We start from the raw sequence: 1,475 nt of genomic DNA, 5'->3' as shown, positions 1-1,475 counted from the left end.
CGGCGGCCAGGAAGATAGGGATGATGACGGCCGGGCCAAGAGCACAGGAGATGGCAATGCCCCCTGCAATGAGCAGCGCTACAGAAGATAAGAGAAGCGCTTTGGATGCCAAGACTTTGCGCTCTTTAGCCACTTTGCTGTTGAGCGCGTTGAGATGCTCTTCATTGGCTTTTTTAGCAACAGCAATCTCTTGTGCTGAAAGTTTGGGCAGTTCTTTGTTCTTGGACAGCTGACTGATCCAATCGAAGAACCTGGAATTGCCTTGGGTGAGCTCCTGAGTGTTTTGCTCAAACTCAGGATCCAGTGCCAAGACGTCAGTTATACGAGCTCGCTGTGTTTTGTCCAAATCGTCGAATTCAGCAATCAAGCGTTGTTGAATGAGCAATTCACGTCGTTTGATGACTTTGGCGAGGTGTTGCTTTTCCAGGTGGTTGAGCAGGGCAAAGACGCGCTCTTCTTGAAAGGATTGCTCAGCACCTTGTTTGGTGGCGGTGGATTGCAGTTGCTCACTGGGCACTGCGGCTAAAAAAGCCAGAAGCTGGCGGTTATTGTTTAAGAAGAGTCGTTCTTCGTCCGTTAATCTATCCATCCCTTGAGCATGGCTTTTGCGAAAGAGCTCCCCCAGTTTATTCACTTGCTCCGTTAGTTTTGTAGAATACGCTTTGGCATGCATGGGGGTGATGTCGGCGGCTAGTTTGTCAGAAGTGACGTGAAAAAGATTGCTTTCAAGATCGCGAATCTCTTTTGACAGCGTTGTTTGCAACTCGCCCAGATTCTTCTCTTTGGCAAAGTGGTGCAAGTCCACCAGATTTTGTTGCTGAATTCGGCGTTTAGCCAGTTGGGTTTCCGTCCAATAGGAAAAATCATTGGCAGATTGCAGCAAGCGATTGTATTTAAAGGCTTGGGTGGTGAGGGCTGCCGCCAAGCGCCCTAGTTTTTCCAACTGGATGACGAAATTAGCCAGCATGCCCTTTTTGGCACTGTCACTGGAATGGAGTTTTGTGATGTCGTCGTTGAACATGGACACGGCTTGCACCATGGTGTCGAGCGAAGCCGTTTGGGTGGCGTAGTCCTCTGGTTTGCCAAAGGAGGTCTTTTCAAACGCTTGGGCCGCACCAACGAGGCTTGCAATCCGTTTAAGAAAAGAGCCAAGCCAGGAAAACTCCGGCGCTGTGATGCCGTTAGAAGCAGCAGTGATGCTCTTTTCCAAGTCGGTGTCACCGCTTAGTGCACCTTGTACTCCTCCAACAATGGTTGCCCCATTTTGGCTAAGGAAATTTGCCCCCTTCTCCAAAACCTTTGCAAATGTCCCTTGCTGTTTTTGTTTGAGCTTTTGATAGACCGCTACCGAATCTTCTATGGATTTAGCCTTGGGTTTTGTTGTGGTCAACTCAACGACTTCTTCCTCTACTTCTAGCCCTTCTTCTTCGACGAGGGATAAATCATCCCTCTCTTCAAGGGGGATTTTTTCACCG

At 48.9% G+C, this 1,475-nt stretch carries 1 protein-coding gene; it reads right to left on the bottom strand.

Annotation, left to right across the window (positions count from 1 at the left end; translation table 11 throughout):
• Positions 1-1,475, bottom strand: a 1,475-nt coding sequence (locus tag Lwal_RS09945; RefSeq protein ID WP_193787229.1) for a hypothetical protein, incomplete at both ends; no start/stop codon positions are given.

The sequence above is a fragment of the Legionella waltersii genome, assembly GCF_001468085.1.
Classification (GTDB): domain Bacteria; phylum Pseudomonadota; class Gammaproteobacteria; order Legionellales; family Legionellaceae; genus Legionella; species Legionella waltersii.
Note: the sequence above shows the minus strand (reverse complement) of the source record. Positions and strands in the feature narration are given on the sequence as shown.